This is a genomic window from Melioribacter sp. Ez-97, from assembly GCF_051488665.1.
Lineage (GTDB): Bacteria > Bacteroidota > Ignavibacteria > Ignavibacteriales > Melioribacteraceae > Melioribacter.
In genome coordinates, this window is sequence record NZ_JBPSEG010000001.1 from 1 (window position 1) to 23760 (window position 23760).

18 protein-coding genes and 1 CRISPR repeat array are annotated in these 23760 nt (G+C 41.9%); of the genes, 2 read left to right on the forward strand and 16 right to left on the reverse strand.

Annotated elements, in window-relative coordinates:
• Nucleotides 1-89: 89 nt before the first annotated feature.
• Nucleotides 90-1439: direct repeats of the CRISPR family, unit length 30 nt; unit sequence ATTTCAATTCTACAATAGTGCGATTAAGAC.
• Between the two features lie 123 nt (nucleotides 1440-1562).
• The 10 genes from ACSSWA_RS00005 to ACSSWA_RS00050 form a co-directional block, all read right to left on the reverse strand.
• Nucleotides 1563-2126 (reverse strand): 2-oxoacid:acceptor oxidoreductase family protein, encoded by a 564-nt coding sequence (locus ACSSWA_RS00005; RefSeq protein WP_437354972.1) that lies wholly within the window; start codon nucleotides 2124-2126, stop codon nucleotides 1563-1565.
• 11 nt (nucleotides 2127-2137) lie between these two features.
• Nucleotides 2138-2908 (reverse strand): thiamine pyrophosphate-dependent enzyme, encoded by a 771-nt coding sequence (locus ACSSWA_RS00010; protein WP_437354973.1) that lies wholly within the window; start codon nucleotides 2906-2908, stop codon nucleotides 2138-2140.
• Nucleotides 2909-2946: 38 nt separating this feature from the next.
• Nucleotides 2947-4020, reverse strand: a complete 1074-nt coding sequence (locus ACSSWA_RS00015; protein WP_437354553.1) for a 3-methyl-2-oxobutanoate dehydrogenase subunit VorB — start codon at nucleotides 4018-4020, stop codon at nucleotides 2947-2949.
• Entirely contained in the window at nucleotides 4017-4307 is a 291-nt protein-coding gene (locus ACSSWA_RS00020; protein WP_437354554.1) for a 4Fe-4S dicluster domain-containing protein, read from the reverse strand. Before ACSSWA_RS00020 ends, ACSSWA_RS00015 begins: the two co-directional genes overlap by 4 nt.
• 279 nt (nucleotides 4308-4586) lie before the next feature.
• Complete coding sequence (lipA, locus tag ACSSWA_RS00025) at nucleotides 4587-5492, reverse strand: lipoyl synthase (protein ID WP_437354555.1); 906 nt, start codon at nucleotides 5490-5492, stop codon at nucleotides 4587-4589.
• A gap of 19 nt (nucleotides 5493-5511) precedes the next feature.
• A complete protein-coding gene (locus ACSSWA_RS00030) occupies nucleotides 5512-7074 on the reverse strand; it encodes a 2-oxo acid dehydrogenase subunit E2 (protein WP_437354556.1) in 1563 nt (520 codons plus the stop codon).
• A 12-nt stretch (nucleotides 7075-7086) separates the two neighbouring features.
• Nucleotides 7087-9165 (reverse strand): alpha-ketoacid dehydrogenase subunit alpha/beta, encoded by a 2079-nt coding sequence (locus tag ACSSWA_RS00035; RefSeq protein ID WP_437354557.1) that lies wholly within the window; start codon nucleotides 9163-9165, stop codon nucleotides 7087-7089.
• Complete coding sequence (gene lipB, locus ACSSWA_RS00040) at nucleotides 9152-9877, reverse strand: lipoyl(octanoyl) transferase LipB (RefSeq protein ID WP_437354558.1); 726 nt, start codon at nucleotides 9875-9877, stop codon at nucleotides 9152-9154. Before lipB ends, ACSSWA_RS00035 begins: the two co-directional genes overlap by 14 nt.
• 113 nt (nucleotides 9878-9990) lie before the next feature.
• A complete protein-coding gene (locus ACSSWA_RS00045; RefSeq protein ID WP_437354559.1) occupies nucleotides 9991-10686 on the reverse strand; it encodes an endonuclease III domain-containing protein in 696 nt (231 codons plus the stop codon).
• A 47-nt stretch (nucleotides 10687-10733) separates the two neighbouring features.
• Complete coding sequence (locus tag ACSSWA_RS00050) at nucleotides 10734-12335, reverse strand: PAS domain-containing sensor histidine kinase (RefSeq protein ID WP_437354560.1); 1602 nt, start codon at nucleotides 12333-12335, stop codon at nucleotides 10734-10736.
• A gap of 137 nt (nucleotides 12336-12472) precedes the next feature.
• On the opposite strand from ACSSWA_RS00050, the gene glmM reads away from it, so the two are divergent.
• A complete protein-coding gene (gene glmM, locus ACSSWA_RS00055; RefSeq protein ID WP_437354561.1) occupies nucleotides 12473-13813 on the forward strand; it encodes a phosphoglucosamine mutase in 1341 nt (446 codons plus the stop codon).
• Between the two features lie 37 nt (nucleotides 13814-13850).
• Here glmM and ACSSWA_RS00060 read toward each other — a convergent pair whose 3' ends face one another.
• The gene (locus ACSSWA_RS00060; RefSeq protein ID WP_437354562.1) at nucleotides 13851-15011 is read right to left on the reverse strand and encodes a DegT/DnrJ/EryC1/StrS family aminotransferase; all 1161 of its coding nucleotides are present in this window, start codon (nucleotides 15009-15011) and stop codon (nucleotides 13851-13853) included.
• Nucleotides 15012-15298: 287 nt separating this feature from the next.
• Here ACSSWA_RS00060 and ACSSWA_RS00065 point away from each other — a divergent pair, with 287 nt between their 5' ends.
• Entirely contained in the window at nucleotides 15299-16603 is a 1305-nt protein-coding gene (locus ACSSWA_RS00065; protein ID WP_437354563.1) for an MFS transporter, read from the forward strand.
• Here the strand turns inward: ACSSWA_RS00065 and ACSSWA_RS00070 are convergent, their stop codons facing one another.
• Genes ACSSWA_RS00070 through ACSSWA_RS00090 form a run of 5 tightly spaced genes read right to left on the reverse strand, consistent with a single transcriptional unit; the run spans nucleotide 16604 to nucleotide 23756 of the window.
• Entirely contained in the window at nucleotides 16604-17110 is a 507-nt protein-coding gene (locus ACSSWA_RS00070; RefSeq protein ID WP_437354564.1) for a methylated-DNA--[protein]-cysteine S-methyltransferase, read from the reverse strand. It abuts the gene before it with no gap.
• 31 nt (nucleotides 17111-17141) lie between these two features.
• Nucleotides 17142-20177 (reverse strand): PAS domain S-box protein, encoded by a 3036-nt coding sequence (locus tag ACSSWA_RS00075; RefSeq protein WP_437354565.1) that lies wholly within the window; start codon nucleotides 20175-20177, stop codon nucleotides 17142-17144.
• A 14-nt stretch (nucleotides 20178-20191) separates the two neighbouring features.
• Entirely contained in the window at nucleotides 20192-21433 is a 1242-nt protein-coding gene (locus ACSSWA_RS00080; RefSeq protein ID WP_437354566.1) for a fibronectin type III domain-containing protein, read from the reverse strand.
• A complete protein-coding gene (locus tag ACSSWA_RS00085) occupies nucleotides 21430-23334 on the reverse strand; it encodes a hypothetical protein (protein ID WP_437354567.1) in 1905 nt (634 codons plus the stop codon). The genes ACSSWA_RS00080 and ACSSWA_RS00085 overlap by 4 nt, the downstream gene beginning before the upstream one ends.
• Complete coding sequence (locus tag ACSSWA_RS00090) at nucleotides 23325-23756, reverse strand: hypothetical protein (protein WP_437354568.1); 432 nt, start codon at nucleotides 23754-23756, stop codon at nucleotides 23325-23327. Before ACSSWA_RS00090 ends, ACSSWA_RS00085 begins: the two co-directional genes overlap by 10 nt.
• Nucleotides 23757-23760 lie beyond the last annotated feature (4 nt).

The window sequence follows — 23760 nt, forward strand, 5'->3', positions numbered from 1 at the left end:
ACCCCGCTGCAAGCGGGGCAATTCTACCCGTCGGAGTCGGGTGCGATTAAGACAAGATTACAAAGAAATAAGCAAGCGATTATTTAACTATTTCAATTCTACAATAGTGCGATTAAGACGTCGTAATCTTAACGTTTGCGTCTGCAAGCGTTTGCCATTTCAATTCTACAATAGTGCGATTAAGACTATCTGTCGCATTTGCTTTTGTTATGTCGTAATAATATTTCAATTCTACAATAGTGCGATTAAGACTTTCGCTTTCTTTATTCCCGCTTCGCTTACATAGTTATTTCAATTCTACAATAGTGCGATTAAGACCCCGGAGCGGAGCGTTCTACTTATGCAAAAAAGACATTTCAATTCTACAATAGTGCGATTAAGACCTTTGTGGAAAAGCGATGCTCCTGTACAGCGGTCAGCATTTCAATTCTACAATAGTGCGATTAAGACGAGACTTGACTAATAGAATTAATCAGACAAAAGAAATTTCAATTCTACAATAGTGCGATTAAGACATTGACGGCAAAGAAACCGCTGTCTTTTATCAATTATTTCAATTCTACAATAGTGCGATTAAGACTTTCGATTGTACAAGACATTTAAGTATTTCTGTGAGATTTCAATTCTACAATGGTGCGATTAAGACCGTCTTTGCCTGAGAGGTTGAGGCAACACTATACCTATTTCAATTCTACAATAGTGCGATTAAGACCTAAGACACTCATCCAACTTACCTACTTCATTAGTATTTCAATTCTACAATAGTGCGATTAAGACTTGCACATAGCAAAAGTTTTCGCCGAACTTCTATCTGAATTTCAATTCTACAATAGTGCGATTAAGACTACTTAATTAACTTTTTTAATAATAATTAGTAGTTGATTTCAATTCTACAATAGTGCGATTAAGACTACGACGTGGTAAAAGCTCTGCGCGATTCCGGCGATAATTTCAATTCTACAATAGTGCGATTAAGACTTGAAGCTTTAAGCAAATTTAATAATCTTTATGGATTTCAATTCTACAATAGTGCGATTAAGACACGATGTGCCGAGAAATCAATACGATTATAAGCAAATTTCAATTCTACAATAGTGCGATTAAGACCCCCCGCATTTTCCACCACGAATATGCAAGGCTTGTTATTTCAATTCTACAATAGTGCGATTAAGACTTTACGAGGTTAACAAACTTAAGCTCTCGAAATACGATTTCAATTCTACAATAGTGCGATTAAGACAGAGCTCAATATTCCGCTTGCCGTTGGACTTGCAGTATTTCAATTCTACAATAGTGCGATTAAGACACTTTGCCGCCACAATCCGGGCATTCGCCGTTCATAAATTTCAATTCTACAATAGTGCGATTAAGACAGTAAGAACACCACTCGCCCGTCTTGTCTTTTTCTAATTTCAATTCTACAATAGTGCGATTAAGACCCGCTAAAATATCTACATTTTAGTTCATAAAAGCAACATTTTTTTAAAACAACGTCGTCGACCCCAGATAATGCAAAATCCCCGGGGGATCGACGACTTTTAAGTAGTAATAAGGCAAAACCGCTAACTTTGATAATTTACATTAGCCGTTTTTTCTGCCAGTTCCATACCCTTTTCGATTGCCTGTTTGTTCAGAGGAATCAGATGATGATATCTTTCAGGCAATACTTTTTTAAGCGCTTCCAGAGCCGTATCGAAAGAAATAATCGGCTTTTTCTTCAGATATGCGCCCAGCACTACCATATTCATCACGCGGGTGTTTTTCAGTTTGGCGGCTTCGTTGGCGGCTTCGACCGGCAAGATTTCGATATCGGTTCTTTTGGGAGGATTCAATATCGTGCTTGCTTCGTAAATCAGCAGTCCGCCCGGTTTAACCGAATTTTCGAATTTATCGAGCGACGGTTGGTTGAGAGCTATGAGAGTATCGAATTTCGATATTATCGGGGAACTGATTTTCGAATCGCTTATAATAGTAATACAATTTGCAGTGCCGCCTCTCATTTCCGGTCCGTATGAGGGCATCCAGCTTACTTCTTTGTCTTCAATCACCCCGCCGTAACATAAAATCTGTCCGAGCGACAAAACTCCCTGTCCCCCGAAACCCGCAATAATAATTTCTTCCGTCATCATTTGCCTCCTTAGATTTCTGGTACTTTCAGGTCGCCGAGCGGATAGAAAGGCAGCATGTTTTCTTCGAGCCATTTATTCGCTTCTACGGGCGTCATTTTCCAGTTGGAAGGACAATTCGAAACAATTTCAACAAAGCAGAGACCTTTTTTGTGATCCTGATACTGGAATCCTTTCAGAATTGCCTTTTTGGCTTTTCGTACGTTATTGGGAGTATTTACCGCAACGCGAGTGCAATAATATACTCCCGGCAATTGAGCGACTAACTCGGTAATCTTCAACGGGTTGCCCATCAATTCGGGAATTCTGCCTTCGGGACTCGTAGTCGATTTCATACCGACGAGAGTAGTCGGAGCCATTTGACCGCCGGTCATTCCGTAAATGCCGTTATTGATAAAAATAATCAGAATGTTTTCTCCGCGGTTGCATGTGTGAATCGTTTCACCCGTGCCGATTGCAGCTAAATCGCCGTCGCCCTGATATGAGAAAACGTATTTATCGGGCAGCATCCTTTTAATTCCCGTTGCAACCGCCGAAGCTCTTCCGTGAGCGGCTTCGGTCATGTCGACGTCAAGATAGTTGTATGCGAAAACCGAACATCCGACAGGCGCCACTCCGATTGTTTTATCCTGGATTCCGAGTTCGTCGATTACCTCGGCAATTAAGCGATGCGCAACTCCGTGTCCGCAGCCCGGGCAATAATGCATCGGCGTGTCGATCAAAGTTTCCGGTCTGTCGTAAACCAGATTTTCTTCGACGCAGATGTTTTCCTCGTCAATCATTTCTTCGAAATGTTTTTCTTCCTGTAATTTATTATCCGTCATACCAATTCTCCCGAAAATTTTTCTTCAAGTTGTGCAAGAATTTCTTCCGGCGACGGAACGATTCCGCCCATTCTGCCGTAGAAATAAACGTCGGTCTTGCCGTTGACCGCAAGTTTAACGTCTTCGACCATCTGACCCGCGTTCATTTCGGTAACCAGAATTCCTTTGACATTATCGGCAAGTTGATTCAACTTTTCGTACGGGAAAGGATAGAGAGTAATCGGTCTGAAGACGCCGACTTTCAGTCCTTTTTCGCGGGCTAATTCGGCTGCTTTTGAACTGATTCTTGCGACAAGTCCGAACGCTACGATTATAATATCGGCGTCGTCGCAGTTAATCATTTCATAACGGACTTCGTTTTTTTCGATTTCCTTGTACTTTTTCTGGAGTTTATGATTTATCTCCTCCATCTTATCGGGTTCGATGTGAAGAGAAGTGATAATGTTTCTTTTTCTGTTTTTCGGTTTGCCCACCGTAGCCCATTCTTCAACCTCGGTTTTTCGGGGAATCGGATCAAAGAGTTCCACTTTTTCCATCATTTGTCCCAGAGCGCCGTCGGCAAGAATCATAACGGGATTTTTATATTTAAAAGCGAGGTCGAAACTAAGCGGCACAAAATCGACCATTTCCTGTACGGTCGACGGAGCGAGAACGATCAGTTTATAGTCGCCGTGACCTCCGCCTTTTACTGCCTGGAAATAATCGCCCTGCGAAGGTTGAATTGTGCCGAGACCGGGTCCGCCTCTCATAACGTTTACAATCAGGCATGGCAATTCGGCGCAGGCGATATAAGAAATTCCTTCCTGCATTAAACTGATTCCGGGAGAAGACGAGGAGGTCATAACTTTTTTGCCGGTGCCCGCGGCTCCGTAGACCATATTGATCGATGCCACTTCGCTTTCTGCCTGGAGAACTATCATACCGGTTCTTTTATAAGCTTCTTTGGAAAGATACTCTAATACTTCCGATTGCGGAGTAATAGGATAACCGAAATAACCGTCGCAGCCGGCGCGAATAGCAGCTTCCGCCAGAGCTTCGTTTCCTTTCATTAAACGGAGTTCTTTTTTCATTGCCGCACCGTTACTGTTATATCGTTTTTGACGTTGGTTATGGTTGCAAGGTGTTCTTTTTTCGCTTTATCGGTTTTGCGATAGACTCTGATAATGCCTTCTGGGCAAACCAGAGCGCAGTTAGTACACCCGGTGCAATTATCTTTGATTTTTACGACGTAATGATATCCTTTCGAATTCAGTTTACGAGAAAGCTCGAGCGTCGACTGCGGGCATGCTACCGTGCATATCTCGCACCCTTTGCATTTCTCGATATCAATCAGGATATCGCCTTTTACTTTTGCCATAATTACCTCGGTTTATTTAAAATAAAAAAAGGTTATAGTTTTGCTATAACCTTTCTTCGGTTTAGGGGTTAATCTTAGTAGTATTTCGATTAGAGCCAATTTCATAGTTCCTTCGTATTAATCTATTTAAAGAAACTAACGTGCCAAAGTATCGGGTCAAATTCCGTGTTTTAAAATAATAATTATCGGCAAAAAATAAAGCCTAAAACGGATTGTTCGAAATACTTATAATAGGAGCTTTAGTCCTCTTATCAATCCTAAGAAACCTGTTTCTTGAAGTTAGGACAGTTCGGCGTGTTTGTCCGCATGATAAGAACTGCGCACCAACGGCGAGGATTCGACGGCTTTGAATCCGAGACTCATTCCGAAATCTTTGTATTCCTTGAATTCTTCTAAAGTAACGTAACGGTGCACCGGCAAATGATTTTTTGTGGGCTGCAAATACTGACCGATTGTCATAATATCGCAACCGGCGTTATACAAATCTTTCATCAAATCGAACACTTCTTCTTTAGTTTCGCCTATTCCGACCATAATTCCGCTCTTTGTTCTTAGTCCCCTTTGCTTGAACCATTCAATCAGCTTAAGGCTTCTTTCGTATTTTGCCTGTGGACGCACCGCATGGTAGAGGCGTTTGACTGTTTCCAGATTATGATTCAAAATGTCGGGCGGATTCTGCATTATTATTTCGAAAGCTTCTGAGTCGCCTTTAAAATCGGGAATTAATATTTCAATTGTGGTAGACGGCATTTTGGAACGGATTAATCGAACTGTTTCCGAAAATATCGAAGCGCCTCCGTCTTTCAATTCATCCCTGTTGACCGAAGTAATAACAACATGATTTAATTTCAATTGCTCGACCGATTCCGCCACGCGTCTCGGTTCGTCGAGGTCGAGTTCGGTAGGAAGTCCCAATTTAACGTTACAAAATCCGCAGCTTCTTGTGCATACGTCTCCGAGAATCATAAAAGTAGCCGTGCGCCTGTTCCAGCATTCGGCGATATTCGGACATTTTGCTTCTTCGCAAACGGTATTGAGTTTCGATTTTCTCATCAAACGATGAACGTCTTTATAATTTTCGCCCGAGGGAAGCCGCACTTTCAGCCATTCGGGTCTTTTTCCCAGTTCGGGTCTTTCTTTTTCGAGCGCTTCCTTAAAATTCTTTTGATGTTGATTGATTTTCATTTATTCTCCGGATTTAGAATTAAACAGAACTTGTATCGAAATTTTCCAAAATATTTTTAATCGACATTAGAAATTTACTGCCAATCATGCCGTCAATCAAACGGTGGTCGTGACTCAGCGATAAATACATCATCGGTTTAATAGCGATCGATTCGACGCCTTCGTTTTCTACAACTACAGGCTTCTTTACGACGGCTCCTACTCCAAGAATACCGACTTCGGGTTGATTAATAATCGGCGTGCCGATTAACGTGCCGAAAACTCCGTAGTTCGTAATTGAAAACGTTCCGTTCTGAACGTCTTCGGGAACTAATTTTTTTGTTCGCGTCCGCTCGCTCAAATCGGCAATAGCCTTTGCCAGTCCGATAACGCTTTTTTCTTCAGCGTGTTTAATGTTCGGCACAATCAATCCGTTCGGCTCTACGGCGACGGCAATTCCCAGATTGATAAATTTTTTCGTCACGATATTCGAACCTTCGATTGAAGAATTCATTAAAGGATATTGCTGCAACGCCTTTACCGCCGCAAAAGCTATAAACGGCATGAAAGTAAGTTTAACGTTTTCTTTTGCGAATCTGTTTTTGTTTTCTTTAATGAAATTATAAATAACCGACATATCGACTTCGGCGACTGCGGTAACGTGCACAGAAGTATCCCGGCTTTTGACCATATGCTCCATAATTCGCCGTCTCGTATGATCCATCGGAATAATTTCAACGCCGTCCGAACTTACCCGTTTGTCTTCAGATACAACTGCCGGTTCGGTTTTCTTAACATCCTGACTAATTGTCCCAGATTTCCGGGATTCGATATATCTTTCCAGGTCTTTTTTCGTTAGCCTGCCTTTTAGTCCCGTGCCTTCTAAAGTATCGAGTTCGCTCAAAGGAATTCCTTCGGCTCTGGCACGATTAATAACGGAAGGCGAATAGAATCGATTTGCGTTTCGGCTTGCAGTCTCTTCCCTTCTTAAAGGTTCTTCAGAGGCGGATTTTTCTTTCTCTTCCGCAATTTCAACGGTTTCTGCGGCGGGAGTTACCGGACGCAAGCCCGTAGTGGTTTTAAGCTTTGCTACAGGCTGTCCCGCTTCAACAGTTTGATTTTCGTCGTAAAGAATTTCAGTCAATATTCCTTCTTCGGGCGAAGGCACTTCGGTATTTACTTTATCGGTGCTTATTTCGAAGAGGATTTCGTCTTTAGCAACTTTGTCGCCCGCTTTTTTATGCCATTTTATAATGGTGCCTTCGGTAATCGATTCGCCCATTTTCGGCATAACAATATCGATTATTTCGCCGCCTACTTGAGTTGTAGTGGGCGTGTCCTGAACCTTATCGACATATTCCGAATTATCCGTTTCCAGAACCGCTACAGTTTTACCCACTTCGGCGGTTTCGTTTTCATTTACTAAAATTTCTTTAAGAACTCCGTTTTCGGGACTCGGCACTTCGGTATCTACTTTGTCCGTACTTATTTCAAATAAAATTTCGTCTTTCTTTATTTCCTCGCCAACTTTTTTATGCCATTTGATTACCGTTCCTTCGGTAATACTTTCCCCCATTTGCGGCATAATAATTTCGACTTTCATCAACACCTCGTATTAATATTTCAATAACAGTTTAAGCCGGTCGTAAATTTTATTTCTGTCTGGCAGAACAAATTTTTCGAGATTAGGAGCATACGGAATAGGAGAATCTTTGGCGGCAATTCTTTTTACGGGCGCGTCGAGAAATTCGAAACACTCGTCGGAGATGCGAGCCGCAATTTCGGCTCCGAAACCTGCAGTAAGAGTATCTTCGTGAATGACGGCGACTTTACCTGTTTTTTTAACGCTTTCTGCGACGGCTTCGAAATCGAGCGGCGATATGGTCCGTAAGTCGATAATTTCGACGGAGTATCCTTCTTCTTTCAATTTTTTTGCGGCGAACGCCGATTCATGCACCATTGCTCCGTAAGTAATAACCGATAAATCGGAGCCTTCTGTTACTTTGCGGGCTTTTCCGAACGGCAGTAAATATCCCGCATCCGGTTCGGGAGAAGTGGCGTAACTCTGTCTGTACAGACCTTTGTGTTCCAAGAACAAAACAGGGTCGTTAATTCGAAGCGCGGTTTTCAATAATCCTTTTGCATCAGCGGCATTCGACGGATAAGCAATATAAAGTCCCGGCATATGCGCAAAAAAACCTTCGATATTCTGGCTGTGATACAAACCGCCGTGAATAAATCCGCCTACAGGCACCCGTATTACAACGGGAGTTTCGAAGAGATTATTCGAGCGGTAACGATACATAACAAGCTCGTCGCGAATCTGCATGAATGCCGGCCAGATATAATCGCCGAATTGAATTTCGACGCACGGTTTCAATCCCGCCAGCGACATTCCGATAGCGACTCCGACAATGCTCGCTTCAGCAAGAGGCGAATTGAATACGCGGTCGTTTCCGAATTGCGTCGATAAGCCTTTTGTGGCAGTGAAAACTCCTCCTTTTTTGTCGGCAACGTCTTCGCCGAATACGTAAATCTTATCGTTAAACTCGAGCTCTTCTTTCAACGCATGATTGATAGCGTCGACCATTACAATATTCTTGCCGTAACTTTTCGATTTCCCGTACGTAAGTTTCGATTTTTTTCCCGACTCGTCATAAACAAATTTTATTGCCGAACTTGTTTCCGGTTCCGGTTGTTTCAAAGCCCAGTCAGCCGCGTCGTTGACATGACTTCTCACTTCTTTATAGAGTTCCTCCAGCGCAAGATCGTTAAGAAATCCTTTATCGATCAAATAATTCGAGAATAATTTAATCGGGTCTTTTTGAGCGTCCTGCGCGAGCGATTCAGGAGAACGATATTTTTTCTGGTCGTCCGAAGACGAGTGCGAAAAGAGGCGCACCACATGAGCTTCAACGAGCGCCGGCCCTTCTCCTCTTCGCGCGTATTTGAAAGCCGACTTTGCAATTGCATGCGTTCTGAGAAAGTCTACTCCGTCGACTTCGAATCGCATCAAATTCTCGAAACCTTTCAACAGTTCCGAAACGGACGAATTTCTGCCTGCATTTTGATTTTCGACGGGAACCGAAATCGCCCATTTATTATTTTCGATCAAAAAAACGACGGGCAGTTTTTCGCGGCTCGCCCAGTTGACAGCTTCGAAAAATTCTCCTTCGGAAGTAGCGCCTTCGCCGCTGCTGACATAAACCACGCCTTCCCTGCCTTCTTTTTTCAAAGCCAATGCGGTGCCAACAGCTTGCAGAAATTGCGTTCCGGTAGGACTCGATTGAGTGGGAACGTTTAATTCTTTTGAAGACCAATGACACGGCATTTGTCTGCCGCCGCACATCGGGTCGTTTTTACGGGCGAGAAAATGCAAGAAGACGTCTTCGGGTTTTGTTCCGGCGGCTAACATGAAAGCCAAATCCCGGTAATAAGGATACGCCCAATCGATTCCTTTTTTTAATTGAAGTCCGAATGCCACCTGAGCGGCTTCGTGTCCTGAACCCGGGATATGAAAAAATGTTTTTCCCTGTTTCAATAAAGTCAATTGTTTTTCGTCAATCGTACGGGACATTATCATCAGTCGAAGAACGTTCAATAATTCCTTTTTGGTCATTCCTCCGAATGAATCCTTTTTGCCAGTGGGAGTTAATTCTTCGTTTAGAATTAGCTCGGATTTATCCTTGTTCATGCTCCGCCCTTTCAAATTCTTTTAATGAATTAATGAAGCGACTCCTGTCGATTTCGGTATAAAGCATATAATCGAAAATACGCGCGAATTCCTCGAGCAAATCTCTCTTTATGTCGTTAATATTATGCTTTATGCCCGTTTCTTTTTCGAGCGACGTCACTTCTTTATCTTTTATTCCGCACGGAATAATTCCGCCGAAGAGCGATAAATCGGTATTGATATTGAAAGCAAAACCGTGCATAGTAATCCAGCGGCTTACTTTGATTCCGATAGCGGCAATTTTACGGTCGTCAATCCACACTCCGGTTAAACCTTCTTTTCGACCGGCGTCGAGTCCGTATTTTTTGCAGACGTTTATAATTAATTGCTCCAGATTCCTCAAGTAAGCGTGCGTGTCTTCTTTCCAGTTTTTGAGATCGATTATCGGATAGCCGACAATCTGACCCGGACCGTGATATGTTATATCGCCGCCGCGGTCGATATCGTAAACTTTTATTCCCCGTTCTTTCAACTGTTCATCGGTCAGCAGTAAATTTGATCTATGGGCAACTTTGCCGAGCGTATAAGTATGAGGATGCTCGAGCAGAAAAAAAGTATCTTCGGTTTCCCGGGCAAGACGTTTATTAAATACCTTTTTTTGAAGTTCCCAGGCTGCTTCGTAATCGACAAATCCGAGGTCGCAATATGTTAATTTTCTGATTTCGTTCTCCATTATGAAAGGCAATATAAAAATACGGGGATTAAAAACAAACTTGAACTCTTATTTAGAGCTTAACAAATATAGAAGATTTTATGTTCAAAAGACAAATTATCTTATAAAGTAAGTTAAACGTTGTCGAGCAACAAAAAGTCGTTTTTCTTTCGTTTTGGCGCTTTTCGGTTGTTTTTTTCGGGATAGGCGCACAAATCAGCCACAGGGCATGCGGTGCAATCCGGATTGGTCGGACGGCATACTTCCCTGCCGAGTTTAATCAGATTTGTATGAAGAGAATGGGCGATTCCATCGGGCAAATTTTCATTAATTTTCAGAAAGGTTTTGTCGGGCGATTTTTCTTTGACAATCCCGATACGATTTAAAGTGCGGTGCACGTGAGTGTCGACCGGACAGACATTCCTGTACAATGAAAAAAGAAGAACGCAGCTTGCCGTTTTGACGCCGATTCCTTTGAATGAAGTTAGAAAATCCAGCGCTTCGTCGTTCTCCATTTTCTTGAGAAATTTCAAATCCAGCTTATTTTCTTTCGAAAGATTGACAACGAGATTTTTAATTGCCTTCGCTTTTTGTTTGGTCAATCCCGCTTTTTTGATTGCTTTTTCGATTTCTCTTAAAGGCGCTTTTGCCAGCCTGCTCCAATCCGGATATTTCCGTTTGAGATTTTGATATGCTTCGTACGAATTATTGTCGTTAGTATTTTGGGAAAGGATTGTGGCAATAAGCAAATCGACAGGCGCGGGTTTGCGTTTATTTCTTTCGGGTACGCCGAAATGTTCTATTAATCTGCGGTTTAATATATCCAGCATTTGAATTAATTTTATGAATGACGAAGCGTAAGATAAGAAAAACGGGGTTATTTGTTGATATACTGAAATATCGGAACGGTAAAATAAAAAGAGCTTCCTTTTCCCAATTTGCTTTCGACCCAGATACTTCCGCCCATTTTTTCGCAGAATTCTTTGCAAAGGATTAATCCGAGTCCCGTGCCTTTTTCTTTATGATGACCTATTTCGGCGTTGTTGACGTCGATTCTGAATAGTTTGTTTTTGTCGGCTTCGCTCAGACCGATTCCGGTATCTTCCACCGAGACGACCACAAAGCCGTTTTCGTCGCGCGTGGAGACCTTTACTTTTCCGCCCGAATCGGTAAATTTAATTGCGTTAGTCAACAAATTCCTTATAACCGTTTCGAGCAGGTTATTGTCGGCATAGACCATCAGCGTTGAATTAAGATCGACGACAATTTCGATATTTTTCTTTTCAGCCTGCGTGCTTACTATATCTACCGTTTCTTTTATTACGTTACGTATCGAAAGAGGTTCGAGGTTAATTTCGAGACGACCCGTTTGAGCCCGCGACCAGGTCAATAAATTTTCGAGAAGTCTCTGGATAGAACCCGCCGTCTGATAAATAGTTCTTATATACTCGAGCTTTTTCTCGTCGGACATTTCTTCGTAATCTTCTTCGAGAATCTGAGAAAATCCGAGAATCGTAAAAATCGGATTTTTTAGGTCGTGCCCGATAATAGAAAAAAGTTTGTCCTTGGCGCTGTTCAATTCGATCAGCTTCTTTTCCGATTCGGCAAGCTGAACGTTGAGCTCGACATAACGCGCCGCTTCCTGTTCAATCTGGTCTCTCGAATATGCAATATCCTGCAGCAGTTTTTCACGCTCCAGTTCGGCTTCAATTCTGTCCTGAATGTCGCGAATCATAAAAAGTATCAATACGGGATTTTTGTTTTCATTGAGTATGACGCCGATATTCGATTCGGCATAAACGGGATTGCCGTTTACGTCTTTAAGACGAAACATATACGATTTAATGGACGAACCCGCCGCCGCTACGGTAAGATTTTCTTTGAAAAGCTCCTTATCCTGCTCGAATATAAAATCGATAATATTTTTTGAAAATGTGTCTTCGACTTTTTCGATGCCAAGCAACGATAAAAATTTATTCGAAGCGTACGAGATTGTTCCGTCGAGTTCCGTAGTTACTATTGCGTCGGGCGATGTAGACAATATCGACTGGGCAAATAGCTCGCTCTGAATTACTTTGTCTTCAATATTCTTTTTATCGGTAATGTCACGCCCTCTTAATACAATTCCGTATTTATCATCGTCGAGTTTCAATCGATGAAAATGGAGTTCGAAATATCTGTCTTTCAATTTTTCGGATGTATAAATTTCCGTAAACGATTTTACAGTTAGCGCTTTATTAAGTATTTTTTCCCAGTAAAGCCGGTCGTCAAAAGGAAAGATATCCAGAAAATTGTCGCCTTCTTCGTAATTCGCTCTTCCGTATAATACCAAATACGATTTGAATTTATTGTTGCATTTGAGAATTTTGAAATCTTGATCGAGGAGACAAAATATATCGTCCGTATCAATCAATACGTCGAGCAGTTCATAAGGGTCGATAAGAGCCCGGTGTTCGCTATTTGCTATATGATGATTCATTAATCACGGAATCCCACTCTTCCACTGTTATTATCGAAATTTTTCGTAAATATTTAAATTTATTTTGTTATTTATTCGAATTTATAATTCATTTTAGTTATTATTTTTGTGTACAATTTTCAAAAAACCGAGGAATCATGGACACTTTAATGGTAAGCATTTCGGGCATAAGAGGAATTATCGGGCAAGGACTCTATCCTTCAACAATTGTGGAATACGCATCCGCATATGCCGATTTTTGCGGCAGGGGCAAAATCGTAGTCGGCAGCGACGGGCGAATTTCCGGCAATATGGTTAAAAATTTAGTTATCGGTACGCTTCTTGCAAAAGGAAACGACGTAATCGATCTCGGCATTTGCCCTACTCCGACTGTCCTTTTCAACGTCAAAAATTTGAAAGCGGCAGGCGGCATTCAGATTTCGGCAAGTCACAATCCTAACGAATGGAATGCCTTGAAACTGCTGAACAAAAAAGGCGAATTTATGAGTCCCGAAGAACATAAAAAAATGATATCGCTCAAGAAAGAGACTCATAAACATTACGCCAAATGGAATGGACTGGGTAGCCTGACTAATTACGAAAAAGGACTTTACGACCATATCGATGCCGTACTTTCTATGCCTTACATCGACCTGAAGAAAATACGACGAAGGAAATTCAAAGTGGCTCTCGATTGCGTTAACGGAGCGGGAGCGTATTCGATGCCCTACCTTCTTAAAAAATTCGGCTGCGAAATAATCGAAATCAATTGCGAAAAAAACGGAATATTTCCGCGATTGCCCGAACCAGTACCGGAAAATCTGACTAAAACAATGAAACTCGTAAAAAAATCGAAAGCCGATTTCGGAATCGTTGTCGATCCGGACGTCGACAGGCTTGTTTTGATTACCGAAGACGGCAAACCTTTAGGAGAGGAAAATACTATTACACAGGCGGTTAAATTTATTTTATCAAAAAGAAAAGGCAACGTAGTTGTAAATCTGTCGACTACCCGCGCCGTGGACGACGTAGCCAAAGATTTCAAATCGAAAGTCTACAGGTCGCCCGTCGGAGAGGCAAATGTGGTAAAGAAAATGAAACAGGTTAAAGCGGTTATCGGCGGAGAAGGCAGCGGAGGAGTTATATTGCCAACGGTAAATTTCGGACGCGACGCATTAGTCGGTACGGCGCTTTTGCTTCAGCATCTGACCGAATTCGGCGGAACTCTCGGAGATTTAAAAAACGAACTGCCCCGTTATTTCATCGTAAAACGAAAAATCGAAATCGGCAGAAGAGACCCCGATAAAATTCTGAACAGACTGGCTAAAAAATACTCAAAATACAAACCGAATAACGAAGACGGACTAAGAATCGATTTCGAAGATCATTGGGTGCATTTTAGAAAATCGAATACAGAACCGATAATCAGATGTATTGTGGAAGCCGATTCACAAAAAAAAGCTAACGAGCTGATTGAAAAGTATATGAAGGAATTATAAGGAACCGGAGCAGGCGTTATTGCCCGCTCCCGTTTAATTATTTATAAAACTCGTCGATTTTTTGAACGACGTATTCGATTTGCTCTCCGGTCAATTCAGGATAGATAGGCAGCGCCAGAGAAGTTTCCGCGGCAAGATTAGACACGGGATAGTCGCCGTCGACCGCATTTAAATATGCAAAACATTCCTGACGATGGAACGGAACGGGGTAATAGACTTCGCAGCCGATCTCATTTTTCTTCAGGTGTTCCAGCAAAGCGTCGCGATTGGCAACGCGAATTACAAATTGGTTGTAAATGTGATAATTCCTGAGTCCGTTTATATTTTCATATACCGCATCAGGAAGAATAATTTTGCCGGGCTTTAAATAATTTTTTTTGTCGTCTACAAGACCGGTTTTAGCAAACAATTCGCAATAGAGCCTGGCGTTCGCTCTCCTTTTTTCCGACCATTTGTCGAGATGAGGAAGTTTAACTCTCAAAACTGCAGCCTGAAGAGCGTCGAGCCTGAAATTTCCGCCGATAACTTTATGATAATATTTCGGTTCCATACCGTGTACGCGCATAATCTTGAGGCGGTGATAAATTTCCTCGTCATTTGTAGTAACGATTCCGCCGTCGCCGAAACCTCCCAAATTCTTGCTCGGGAAAAACGAAAAGCATCCCGTATGACCGATAGTACCGACAAAACGACCGTCTTTATACTGCACGCCAATAGCCTGAGCCCCGTCTTCAACAACGAATAGATTATGCTTTCGCGCTATTTCCATTATCCCGTCCATTTCGGCGCTTTGACCGTACAGATGTACGGGAATTATAGCTTTGGTTCGTGGAGTTATCTTTTTTTCGATCTCTTTTACGTCGATATTGAACGTTACGGGGTCGATATCCGTAAATACGGGCGTTGCGTCTAAACGCGCAACTACTCCCGCAGTGGCAAAGAACGAATATGTAGGCAGGATGACTTCGTCCCCGCTTTTAATTCCGAGCGCCATCAAACTGAGCAATAGCGCGTCTGTTCCGGACGAAACTCCGACGGCGAATTTGGCGCCAGTATATTCGCATATCTCTTTTTCAAGCGCTTCTACTTCGGGTCCCAATATAAAATATTGCGACTCCACTACTTTCATTATCGCTCTGTCGATTTCTTCTTTAATCGATTGATATTGCGGTTTTAAATCCAAAAGGGGCACTTTCATAAAAACTCCTAAAAATTATTTGGATAAAATTAAACAAATACGGATTGAATAACTAAATGGAAAATCAGGATTCCGAAATTATTTACGCTTTTCTTTTTTTTGACATACAATAATCTTTAAACCCCATCGTTGCATTTTTCTTCAGTACGGCGCATGTCAACTCTTTTTAATGAAGGTTGGATTTTTTTTGCTATATTAATCGAGTTAATTTAATAAGAATCATCTATTGTAATTTTAATGGGAATCAATTAAAACGCTTTACCATCCATAAATATAACGGTGCGTAAATGAGATTATCCGAAAACATTCAGAGACTGAAAACGAATTTCAAATCTTCATTTTGGGTAGCCAACGGAATGGAATTGTTCGAAAGGCTGGCATATTACGGTCAGGCTACCATATTGAGCATTTTCCTGCGCGATCATTTAAAATTCACGGAAGTAGAAGCAGGACAGCTTTCGTCTATATTCGGCGGTTTAATTTATCTTCTGCCGATTTTTGCAGGGGCAATTGCCGATAAAACCGGATTCAAAAAAGCCTTTTCGTTTGCATTCGGCGTGCTCGCAGTCGGTTATTTTCTAATCGGCGCAACTGGAATGAAAGCTTTTTCCGGAATGATTCCCGAATCGCTTCTCTTTCCGCTACTTACGATAATATTAATTTTTACCGCGCTTGGTGGATCTTTCATCAAGCCGAGCGTTCTGGGCACGGTAGCGCTTTCGACCAACGAAGAGACAAAATCGCTCGGTTATGCAATTTATTACTGGCTCGTAAATATCGGGGCGGCAATCGGTCCCCTTCTGGCATATCTGGTCAGAGATTATTTCGGAATCGAATTCGTCTATCTCGTCTCGGCATTCAGTTGCGCTTTGATGTTTTTAGTAACTCAATTTTTCTATAAGAATCCCGTTCAAAATTCCGGCTCGCAGGACTTAAAGACAGTATTGAACAATCTGATAAAAGTACTCACAAACTTACGCTTCATGTCGTTTCTGCTGATATTCGGACTCTACTGGGTTCTGTTCTGGCAATTTTTTATAATTATTCCGTTTTATATTTCCGACTTTATTTCGCTCGACACTCCGATTGAATTGATTTTATCTACGGGCGCCTGGACAATAATTTTGTTTCAGATACCTGTAAATCGTCTCACAAAAAAAATATCGACTCAAACTGCAATTGTAATCGGTTTTGTGCTGGCAACTGCAGCGTGGTTAATCTGGTTCTTCGCTCTGCCGGTAACAAACGGCGCAACGATTAATCTTTTCGGCAGCGAGGTAGCGGCGAGTATTCCATTAATTGTATTCGGAATATTTCTCTTTTCGATCGGGGAACAGACTCAAGCTCCCAGATTTTATGAATATATTGCCGATCTGGCTCCCAAAGGTCAGGAAGCGCTATTCCAAGGATATGCTTTTCTGCCGATTGCTCTGGCGTGGGGTTTCGGAGGCACGTTCGGCGGATGGATCTATCAGCTTTTTACTAAAGAAAACGAAAATCCTCAGATGATCTTTCTCGTAATGACAGGTATTGGTTTATTGGCAACTGTACTGATGTTGATTTACAACAGATATACAAGATCGAAAAAATAATTAAAAGAATAGATTGAGTTGTTTTTCGTTATTGATTACGGCTGCTTCGTGTTCGAGCAGCCATTTTTTTCTCCAGACTCCGCCGGAATAACCGACAAGACTTTTGTCCGAGCCGATTACTCTATGGCATGGTATTATGATCGGAATTTTGTTGTCGCCGTTAGCTCTTGCAACCGCGCGTATCGATCTCTCGTTTCCCAATTGTCTCGATAATTTCAAGTACGAAATTGTTTTGCCGTAAGGTATTTTCAGAAGCTCGTTCCAAACGCGTTTTTGAAATTCGGTTCCGTCCGGATCGATATTAACGCTGAATTCCTGTAACTCTCCGTTGAAATATTGATTCAGTTCTTCTACGCACTTTTCGAGAATTCCGTTCGGAACTTCCTGTTCGAGTTCCACGCCGTCGATATCGAGTATAAAATGGATCGATTTGATTGCGTTTTCGTTGGCGGTAATTTTCAATTTACCGAGAGGCGAGTCGTAATATGTCAAATATTTACCCGGCATCAAACTCCCGATTTATCGGAGTATAATATAACTAAGAAGCTGAATAAATTCTGGATAAAATTTCGATCACTTTATCCCGGAGCAAAGGTTTGGAAATAAAATCTGTAAAACCTGCGGCGATGAAATTCTCGCGTGCTCCCGGCTGCATATACGCCGTCGAGGCGATTATAGGAATTTCTTTATACCCGGGCATTTTTCTTACTATCCGTAGCACATCGAGTCCGTTATACTCGCCCTGCAGATTTATGTCCACAATCAAGAAATCGAAACGCCTTGTCTTCAAGAGCGGAATCGCCGATTCGAGACTTGGCGCCACTTCGATCGTTTTCAGATCTTTCATTTGACTCTTAAACAAAATCTGCGAGTCCACCTGGTCTTCGAGATAAAGACAGGTCATCGATGCTAAGTCAAGTTTTTTCAATAAATTAGGCGTCTGTCGCTCAACTATATTCGGGGTTGGTTTTTCGACTGTCTTTTCAGGTTTTTCTTCAACAAATTTTGGGGTTTCTTCAATTTCGACTTCTCCGCCTTCGTACGGCGTAAACTTAAACGGCACTATAATGCCAACCTGCTTTTTGTCTTTTCCCTCGAATGTTTTGAAACGAATTCCGAGGATTTCCATCAATTTTTTAGCGAGTTTCATAGAAAATCTGGAAAAGCCGTAATTTCTACGGCTCAGGTTTTCGTCGTCCGTCAGTATTTCGTGCATCCCTTTCAACAGATAGGGGCTTGCTCCCTCTTTTAAGTCGTCAATAAACACAACGAAATTTTCGTCGTCTTCTTTCCTGGCTGAAAGTTTCAATTCTTTTTCTTTTGTAATTGTGACCGCAAAATTTATAAGCATGCCGAGCAGGCTCAAAAACTTTTGTTTGTCGGTTTCGAATTCGATCGACGACGATATTTTGCCTTCCTTTACGGATTTTGCGTGCTGTTTCGCGGTTTTTGAAATTGCATCTTCCAGTTCAGGCAATAAATCTGTTAATTTAACGTTCTCGATTTTGTATTTGATATTCTTCCGAAGGAAGGCTGCGTATTCGACTGCGTTGTCCATTATCTGAAGGAGAGTTCTCTGGTTTTCTTTGATAATTTCTACAGACTCTTTCTGCTCATCGTTCGGATTTTCGATATTTTCCCATAAGTCCTGCGTAAAACCCATTATTACGTTCAAAGGAGTCAACAGCTCGTGAAATAAGTTGGATAGAAAAGCCGCGTCGATATTGGAAGTTTCGCTTGTAACTTCAGTCGATAAATCCCGCCTTTCTTCCGGTTGCAATCGAATCAGAAAGACAACCTGCTCAACTTTTCCCTCGTAATCTTTGACGGTAGCTGCGGCAAGTTCTGCTTTCGCCAAATCGCCTTCGGATTTTTTAACCGAAACAGACAGTTTGACTGTGCTATTCGATTCGGCGTGCAAAACATTTTTATTAACGACCGCTCTGTCGTCGTCCGAAACTATACTTATAATCGGTCTGCCTTCGAGTTCCCTCTGAGAAAAGCCAAGCTGACGTGTAACGGAATCATTGATGGAAATTATAAATCCGTCCTTATCCGTAACAATTACCAGATCGCCTGTATTTTCAAAGACATGTTTATAAAGTTGATTTTCCCTTCTCGTTTTCAGTTCGGAAGAAACTTCCCTCACTAAATTCAGATGAGCTTTTTTACCCTTATACGAAATTTCGATACTTTTGATCGTTACATAAATATCCTTACCGTCGCTTCTTTTATGTTTGAGTGGTTTGCCTCGCAGCGATTTGTCTTCGCTTTGTATCAAAGCCTGAACGTCTTCCGGCGCATATAAATCGGTCAGGTCGAGTTCGAGAAATTTTTCTTTCGAATAGCCGTATAGTTTTAGAGCTTCCTCAGTGACGGCGAGGAATTTCAGATTTTCAAGGTCGTAAACGTAAGCGGCGTCAGGTACGATTTTAAGATATTCTTCGATATCAAGAGCCGCCGGCTCTTTAGTAGCTCTGGGCAGATGATATCCCGCCAATATCAGGTTTCCGCCTTCCTTTGCGGCGGAGAAAGAATAGAGTTTATTATCAGGCGTTTCGATTTCAAAAAGGTTATCCTCCCGCTTCTTACTCTCTTTCAGGAATGATGCAATTTTATTTGCGGCTTCTCTGCCGAAGAGTTCAACCGGATTTGATTTTTTTCCGGATAAACCGAAAGCGCTTTCGAACTTATCGTTGTATTCGGTAAACGCTAGATTCCCGTTTATCACGCAAGCCGGCAGCGGAATATGCGCCGTCAACGAACGGATTGCCTTTTTTTCCGTTTCGACGTACGAAAATCCGATTAACGCAATAACATTATTTTCGAGGTCGCAAACCGGCACGAGATAAATTGAAAAGTCTTTTGAATCGCCCGCCGATTTCAATCCGCTTATGGTAATTATATTCGAAGTGTTTTTAATATAATCGTTAATCCGTGAATAGAGATTAACAAGATACTTGGGAAGGAAATCGCTCTCGCTCTTATTCTCGAGTTTTGACGGCGTAGTTCCGAGCCACGAAGCGTATGCCTCGTTAGCAATTACGATTTTATCGTCCCGGTCTTTAATCCAGAAGAAATTTTTAAGAGCGTTTATTTCTTTTTGGAATTTCACTTTTTCAATAAACGTAAAAGGATACGAATTTTTGACTCTTTCTATTTCCTTCAGAACTTCGTCATCCTCAATTAAATCTTCTATTTGATTCAGGGCTATCCTGATTTTATACGTTTCCGATTCCTCGGTCTTCGATTTTCCGGGTTGTATAAAATCGATGTAAATATAGATATTGTTCTCGCTTCTGAGCGGCGTATAAATTAACGTGTAATTCAGTCGTGCATCGTTTATTGTTAACGGGAGTTCAAACGCAACAGGGACATTATTCCTTCTGCATTCTTCGAATTTCTCGATTATCCTGAATTTACCTTCTTTATCGACCGAACGGACGTCTTTCCAATACTGCAAGAAATTATTCTGCGGAACAAGTTCCGGGAATAATTTTTTAATTTCGTCGCTGACGGCGATAATTTTGCCGTTCCTGTCGACAATAAGACCGTGCTTATTTTCGTGATTCACTTTTAATTCCTTAGTCATGGCACAGTGATAGTGGCAATATTGGAATAATCCGTATAAATTCTGTTACCGAGCTTTTGACGAACGCGGTATTGATAAGTGACGCCCGGGGAAACCGAAGTGTCGAATACAAACGTAGTGTCCGAATCGACAGACATTAATTCTTTGAATTCGCCCGTAGTTCCGATTCTCCTTTCGACAATCAACGAAACCGAGAGTTTCAGTTTATCGTTGTTAAGCCATTCCAGTCGAACTGTATTGGGAGCGTACATCGATGCGTTAAGATTCGAAGGCGCTTCCACGTCCGTGTAATAAGTTGAAATCGTGACTTCGTTTGAATATCCGCTTACCGAAGTGGCTGTAAAATAAGCGACGCGATATTTATACGCTTTGCTTCCTTCCACATTATGGTCTTCGTAGTAAGTTTCATTCGGACCTGTAATATCGATCAATTCCCATACTCCGGAAGAAGAATTATACCGTTCGATCTTAAAACCAAGTTCGTTGACTGCGAAATCGTTCCATTTAAGGATTACCGTATGAGTTCCGATTGCTTCGGCTTGCAGGTTCCACAATCCACCTGGCAGCGAAGACGTGCTGACTTCGTTGCTGAATTCCGAATTGCCCGATTCGTTGAACGCTCTTATTTTATAAAAATAATCGGTAAACGGAGACACGCCGTTATCAATCGTGCTTATTGTATTCGGCGGAAGAGTTAAAATCAGACTGTAAGAACCGGTTCCTTCTTTGCGCCACACTTCAAAACCGTCCTCGTTTGTCGAATTATCCTGCCATAACAGCGTCACCGTATAGTCGCCCGTTCTTTTGATTACCAGATTCGAAGGCGCCTCGGGAACTCTGTCTTTAACGTAAATATTCGTCTGGACTTCGCTTTCTTTGGCTTTCCCGTTTTTATTATAAACTTTTACAAAATAACTTATCCTTTTGCCGAGAAGCGCTTCGCCGATATTCAGATAGAGAACCGGATTTGTGCCGTCGGTATTTTGCTCAAACCGTTCGGTAAAAACATCGTTGACGTAAACTTCGTAGAAAGAGAGCCCTTCTCCGTCCGCGCCGTCGGAAGCTTGATAATTAATCAAATTCTGACCTACCATAACGGAATCGCCGCTTGCTGGCGAAAAAATATCGATTGAAGGCTGCGCCGATGAAGTTTGAGTATTCGTAATCGGTTCTACGCAGCCTGCCAAACCGACTGCGGCAATTATCAACAAATAATTTTTAAGTGTTTTGCGCATCATACGCTGTTTTCGTCTATATTTTCAAAATCGATTAACAACGAACGTGTTTCGTGCGATTTCATCCTGTCAATATAAAAAATTACGGCTTGATTATCCTTTCTGACTTCGTAGCGGGGTATTTTTGTATTCAACATATCCGAACTTATTTTGACGTTTTTGACTTTTTTATTCAGATTAACTTCTACGACCGCATTTTCAATGTCGTATTCGGACGGATTCGTAAGCTCGACAGCCACTCTCCTTTTGCTTCTCGATTCGTATCTTACTTCGAGGCTTTGCTTCTTGCGCCACCAGCTTTTTAATTCGTCCAACGAAGTAATCCAGAAATCTTTTCCTCTGGCATACCTTATTACGTCGTTAATAACCGATACATATTGAGGCTGCAACTGATAATTAGTGTGAACCTTAAATACAAAAAGACCTCCTTCAAAGAGAAGCCGGTCGACGTCTTCTTCGTATGTATATCTTTGAAATTTCGTTTCCGTCAGTCCGTAATTGCGTATAACTTCGTAATCGTCCCTTGCGGTTTTCGTAATAATCATAATTTGTTTGTTGTTCCGGATTTTAATTTCGGGCACCGACCTGTCGGTAAGCGAATCGGTCAGAAGGAAACCGATATCTCTGTTTGAGAGAGCCTGCAGTGTGAAATCGTTATAAAAACCGTATAAAGGCATTACAGCTTTAATCGGTTTGCCGATAATCTTACCGATTGAATCCTGCGCAAACGCTATATTAGACAATTGTGTTTGTTTATCGTAAAGCTTGTTTACCGTGTCTTCAGGAAATTCGAGAAATCCGATGTCGACAATCGCTCCGATATCGCCGTTTTTGGACAACGATCTAACGACCGATTTGTTTTTCAATGCAGTATACGGGTCGATGAAAAAAGTAGGTTTAATGTTATACTTACCCGTTACGGAACTTATTGTTTTTATGTTGCCCAGAGCTTCGTCGACTGTTGGGACTAAGATTAATGCCGCTTTATAATCGCCCGGCCAATCTTTTGTAAACGCCGTCGGATTATAAGTAAGCCAGTTAATTGAATTGTTGAACAGTTTTTCGAAATAGACAAAATCCTTTTGGACTCCAAGAACAGAATTAATTTCGAAACCGAACCAAACGAATCTTCCCCTTCCGTAGGTTCCGAATGCAATACCGGAGCTTTTCTGAATCTCTTCTCTGACCAGCCCGGCTTCTCTTCTGAAATCGTACCAGAAACTGACCTGAGTCGTACGCGGTTCGATTACTTCGGCATAGATGGGTCTGTCCCAAGTGGCAATTTTAAGAGCGTAGCCTGTTGGAATGCCGGCAGTCAAAGGCAGATTGCCGCGGAGCGTATGAATTTTATAAGTCTCTTCGGGTTTTATTTCCTTATTGAATTTAAGTCCGAAAACTTCCGTAAAAAAATCCCATCCCCGCCATTTGCCTTCGTCGGAAAAAGTAGCGGGACCTCCGGTAACGAAAAGGCTGCCGCCGTTTTCGACGTATTTTTTCAGCGCAATAATTTGGCGGTCGCTTAAGGATTTCGATCCGGGCAGAACGATAATTTTATAGCCGTAATGCTCGCCGTTTTCAATAATCCTGTCGTTTATTACGTCGTACTTATAGCCCGTATTCGAAACGAAACGCTCCCATGTATCGATATTGTCTTTGAGCCAGGTGCTTCCGGCGGGCAGCATATTTTCGGTATAACGGGAATAGAGGATGGCAATTTTTCCGGCTTTTTCGTCTTTGATAAGATTTTCTTTTGTGGGGATAATTTCACGTATTTCGTAATCGCCGTAGATGTTTTTAAGAATCAAAAGGAATACAAGAAGAGCCGTAAAAAGCAATACGAGTCCGCTTAAAAATATAATTAAGTAATTAACCCTCAGACCTTTATAATTTTCTTTTACCGCCACCTGAGGTTATCCTCTGTTTTTTTCCGTTGAACTGAGGGCTCTTCGTACCCTTCGGAAGTGTATCGCATAAACTTTTTCCGATTCCGTTCAACAGTAGGAGATCTTTCCTCTCTTGTAAACTCGCCCTGATACGATGCCGGCGCCGGACCGACATAAGTGGGTCTCAGTTCGGGTCTTTCCATTTGTTCTCTTTGCGGTTCGTAACCCGCCTGCTGTTCAAAAGTGCTTCTGTACTGAGGCGTTTCCGCTGCCATTGGTGCGGGCGCCACAAGTTCTGCGGGCACGGCTGCCGGCTGAGCCGCTTTTTCGGAGACGCCTTTTCTTTCTCTAACTTTATAGAGAATATACGCGCCTACAGCCAGAATAAAAGTCGATATCGTTGCGACTAAAACTATCAATGATAAAATCGGTATTAATTCCATTTCC

What these genes read in the sequence shown, in the direction of transcription:
- ACSSWA_RS00005 (WP_437354972.1), bottom strand. Translation starts at nt 2,126, where the DNA reads ATGACGGAAGAAATTATTATTGCGGGTTTCGGGGGACAGGGAGTTTTG.
- ACSSWA_RS00010 (WP_437354973.1), bottom strand. Translation starts at nt 2,908, where the DNA reads ATGATTGACGAGGAAAACATCTGCGTCGAAGAAAATCTGGTTTACGAC.
- ACSSWA_RS00015 (WP_437354553.1), bottom strand. Translation starts at nt 4,020, where the DNA reads ATGAAAAAAGAACTCCGTTTAATGAAAGGAAACGAAGCTCTGGCGGAA.
- ACSSWA_RS00020 (WP_437354554.1), bottom strand. Translation starts at nt 4,307, where the DNA reads ATGGCAAAAGTAAAAGGCGATATCCTGATTGATATCGAGAAATGCAAA.
- lipA (WP_437354555.1), bottom strand. Translation starts at nt 5,492, where the DNA reads ATGAAAATCAATCAACATCAAAAGAATTTTAAGGAAGCGCTCGAAAAA.
- ACSSWA_RS00030 (WP_437354556.1), bottom strand. Translation starts at nt 7,074, where the DNA reads ATGAAAGTCGAAATTATTATGCCGCAAATGGGGGAAAGTATTACCGAA.
- ACSSWA_RS00035 (WP_437354557.1), bottom strand. Translation starts at nt 9,165, where the DNA reads ATGAACAAGGATAAATCCGAGCTAATTCTAAACGAAGAATTAACTCCC.
- lipB (WP_437354558.1), bottom strand. Translation starts at nt 9,877, where the DNA reads ATGGAGAACGAAATCAGAAAATTAACATATTGCGACCTCGGATTTGTC.
- ACSSWA_RS00045 (WP_437354559.1), bottom strand. Translation starts at nt 10,686, where the DNA reads ATGCTGGATATATTAAACCGCAGATTAATAGAACATTTCGGCGTACCC.
- ACSSWA_RS00050 (WP_437354560.1), bottom strand. Translation starts at nt 12,335, where the DNA reads ATGAATCATCATATAGCAAATAGCGAACACCGGGCTCTTATCGACCCT.
- glmM (WP_437354561.1), top strand. Translation starts at nt 12,473, where the DNA reads ATGGACACTTTAATGGTAAGCATTTCGGGCATAAGAGGAATTATCGGG.
- ACSSWA_RS00060 (WP_437354562.1), bottom strand. Translation starts at nt 15,011, where the DNA reads ATGAAAGTGCCCCTTTTGGATTTAAAACCGCAATATCAATCGATTAAA.
- ACSSWA_RS00065 (WP_437354563.1), top strand. Translation starts at nt 15,299, where the DNA reads ATGAGATTATCCGAAAACATTCAGAGACTGAAAACGAATTTCAAATCT.
- ACSSWA_RS00070 (WP_437354564.1), bottom strand. Translation starts at nt 17,110, where the DNA reads ATGCCGGGTAAATATTTGACATATTACGACTCGCCTCTCGGTAAATTG.
- ACSSWA_RS00080 (WP_437354566.1), bottom strand. Translation starts at nt 21,433, where the DNA reads ATGATGCGCAAAACACTTAAAAATTATTTGTTGATAATTGCCGCAGTC.
- ACSSWA_RS00090 (WP_437354568.1), bottom strand. Translation starts at nt 23,756, where the DNA reads ATGGAATTAATACCGATTTTATCATTGATAGTTTTAGTCGCAACGATA.